This is a genomic window from Mesorhizobium sp. M7A.F.Ca.CA.004.06.1.1, assembly GCF_003999135.1.
Taxonomy (GTDB): Bacteria; Pseudomonadota; Alphaproteobacteria; order Rhizobiales; family Rhizobiaceae; genus Mesorhizobium.
The window spans coordinates 1-2,921 of sequence record NZ_RZPQ01000740.1; the positions used below are offsets into that span (position 1 = coordinate 1).

2 protein-coding genes and 1 pseudogene are annotated in these 2,921 nt (G+C 64.3%); all 3 read left to right on the forward strand.

All coding sequences use genetic code 11. From position 1 onward, the window contains the following. Positions 1–165, forward strand: a pseudogene (locus EN906_RS38550) (alpha/beta hydrolase); the annotation flags it as partial. A 99-nt stretch (positions 166–264) separates the two neighbouring features. Beyond that, the gene (locus EN906_RS29320; RefSeq protein WP_127272545.1) at positions 265–1,440 is read left to right on the forward strand and encodes a CaiB/BaiF CoA-transferase family protein; all 1,176 of its coding nucleotides are present in this window, start codon (positions 265–267) and stop codon (positions 1,438–1,440) included. Then, positions 1,437–2,921, forward strand: a 1,485-nt coding sequence (locus EN906_RS29325) for a thiamine pyrophosphate-binding protein (RefSeq protein ID WP_164777444.1), incomplete at its 3' end; no start/stop codon positions are given. The genes EN906_RS29320 and EN906_RS29325, both read left to right, overlap by 4 nt.

Consider the following 2,921-nt stretch of genomic DNA (forward strand, 5'->3'; position numbering starts at 1 on the left):
GGCAAAGGGATCACGCATCTTGCCAGCCGCATGCGCGCCATGGGCTTTTCGAATCTGGTTTCAAAGGTTTACGCCGACACCCGCCACGAAAGCCTGAACGAGGTGAATCGCGACATCATCATGGATGATTTCGCCATTTGGGCCGACGAAGTCCTCAAAGCGTGACGGATTGGCCCATTGCAAGAGCCGTGACAGCCGTTGCAGGGCTTGATAGAGGCTCTGGTTTCGCAGCAATCACGGTGATTGCGGCAATCACGGTGATTCATGGCTGAGCCCCCGCTGAAAGGCGTCCGCGTCGTCGAACTCGCCCGCATCCTTGCCGGGCCATGGGCCGGGCAGTTGCTCGCCGATCTCGGCGCCGATGTCATCAAGGTCGAGAGCCCCGATGGCGGCGACGACACCCGCAAATGGGGCCCGCCCTTCGTCATGGGCAAGGACGGCGAGAACCTGTCGGCCGCCTATTACCATTCCTGCAATCGCGGCAAGCGCTCCATCGCCATCGATTTCTCGACGCCGGAAGGCGCGGAGACCGTGCGCCGGCTGGTCGCCACCTCGGACGTGCTGATCGAGAACTTCAAGCTCGGCGGCTTGAAGAAATACGGCCTCGACTATGACAGCCTGCGCCAGATCAACCCGCGCCTCGTCTATTGCTCGATCACCGGCTTCGGTCAGGACGGACCCTATGCGCCGCGCGCCGGCTACGACTTCATCATCCAGGCCATGGCCGGCATGATGTCGATCACCGGCGAGGTCGGCCGCGAGCCGCAAAAAGCGGGCGTCGCCATCTCCGACATCTTCACCGGCCTTTATTCGGTCATCGCCATCCAGGCAGCATTGCGCCATGCCGAGCAGACCGGCGAAGGCCAGCACGTCGACATGGCGCTTTTCGACACCCAGATCTCGGCGCTCGGCAACCAGAATTTGAACTATCTCGTCTCCGGCCAATCGCCGGTGCAGATGGGCAATGCGCATATGAACATCGCCCCGTATGAGGTGGTGCCGGTCCGGGACGGGCACATCATCCTGGCGGTCGGCAATGACGGCCAGTTCGCCAAATTCTGCGCCGCTGTCGGACTGGACGACCTGCCTGCCAATCCCGACTTCGCCACCAATCCCGCCCGGGTCGCCAACCGGGTCAAGTTGCGCGAGCGCATGATCGAGGCGCTGAAGATTTTTGACCGCGATCCGCTGCTGGCCAAGCTGGAAGCGGCCGGCGTGCCGGCGAGCCCGATCAACACGATCGGCCAGATGTTTGCCGATCCGCAGACGATCGCGCGCGGCATGCGGCTCGATCTCGACGACGGCCATGGCAATCTTCTGCCTTCGGTGCGTGCGCCGATGGTGATGTCCGGCACGCCGCTGGTCTATGAGCGCCCCTCGCCACGCCTGGGCGAGCACACGCAAGAAATCCTTGCCGAACTGGAGAAGTCTGGACAATGAAGACCGGCGGACAACTCATCGTCGACGCGCTCGAAGCCAACGGCACCGACCGCATCTATTGCGTGCCGGGTGAATCCTATCTGGCAGTGCTCGACGCGCTGCACGACTCTGCGATCCGCACCATCGTCTGCCGCCAGGAAGGCGGTGCCGCCATGATGGCCGATTGCCATGGCCGCCTGACCGGCAAGCCCGGCATCTGCTTCGTCACCCGCGGCCCCGGCGCCACCAACGCCTCGGCCGGCATCCACATCGCCATGCAGGATTCGATACCCGTCATCCTGTTCATCGGCCAGGTCGCCAGCCACGCCAAGGAGCGCGAAGCGTTCCAGGAGGTGGACTATAAGAGGTTCTTCGGCGACATCGCCAAATGGGTGGTCGAGATCGACGACGCCTCGCGCATCCCCGAATTCGTCACCCGCGCTTTCGCGGTGGCGACATCGGGCCGTCCCGGCCCGGTGGTGATCTCGCTGCCCGAAGACATGCTGACCAGTATCGTCGAAGCGGCCATCGCCTTGCCGCACACGCCGGTTGAGACACGGCCGGGCGAAGCGGAGCTCGATGCGCTGGAAAAGCTGCTGGCCAAGGCCAAGCGGCCGTTCGTCATCCTCGGCGGCACGCGCTGGGACGCCGAGGCGGTTGCACAAATGCGCACGATCGCCGAGGCTTGGTCGCTGCCGGTCGGCTGCTCCTTCCGCCGCCAGATGCTGTTCGATCATCTGCATCCGAACTATGCCGGCGATGTCGGCATCGGCATCAACCCGAAGCTGGCCACAGCGATCAAGCAGGCCGATCTCGTGCTGCTGATCGGCGGCCGCATGGGCGAAATGCCCTCGTCCGACTACACGCTGCTGAAAAGCCCCTATCCCGACCAGACGCTGGTGCATGTCCATGCCGACGCCGGCGAGCTCGGCCGCGTCTACCGCCCGACACTGGCGATCAACGCCTCGCCGTCCGCCTTCATCGAAGCTTTCGCCAAGCGCAAACCGGCCTCGGAGCCGACTTGGGCAGCCGAGACGCCAAAGCTGCATGCCGCCTATCTGGACTGGTCGACGCCACCGGAAGGCGGCCCCGGCTCGGTCCAGATGGGCCCGATCATGAACTACCTCGAAAAGATGTTGCCCGACGACGCCATCCTCACCAACGGCGCCGGCAACTACGCCACCTGGGTGCATCGTTTCCACCGCTTCCGCCGCTTCGCCACTCAAGGTGCGCCGACGTCAGGCTCGATGGGCTATGGCACGCCTGCGGCCGTCGCCGCCAAGGAGCTGTTCCCGGAGCGCACCGTGGTCGCTTTCGCCGGCGACGGCTGCTTCCTGATGAACGGGCAGGAATTCGCCACCGCCGTGCAGTATGACCTGCCTATCATTGTGGTCGTCGTCAACAACGGCATCTACGGCACCATCCGCATGCACCAGGAGCGCGAATATCCCGGCCGCGTCGTCGCCACCGATCTCAAGAACCCCGATTTCGCGGCCTTGGCC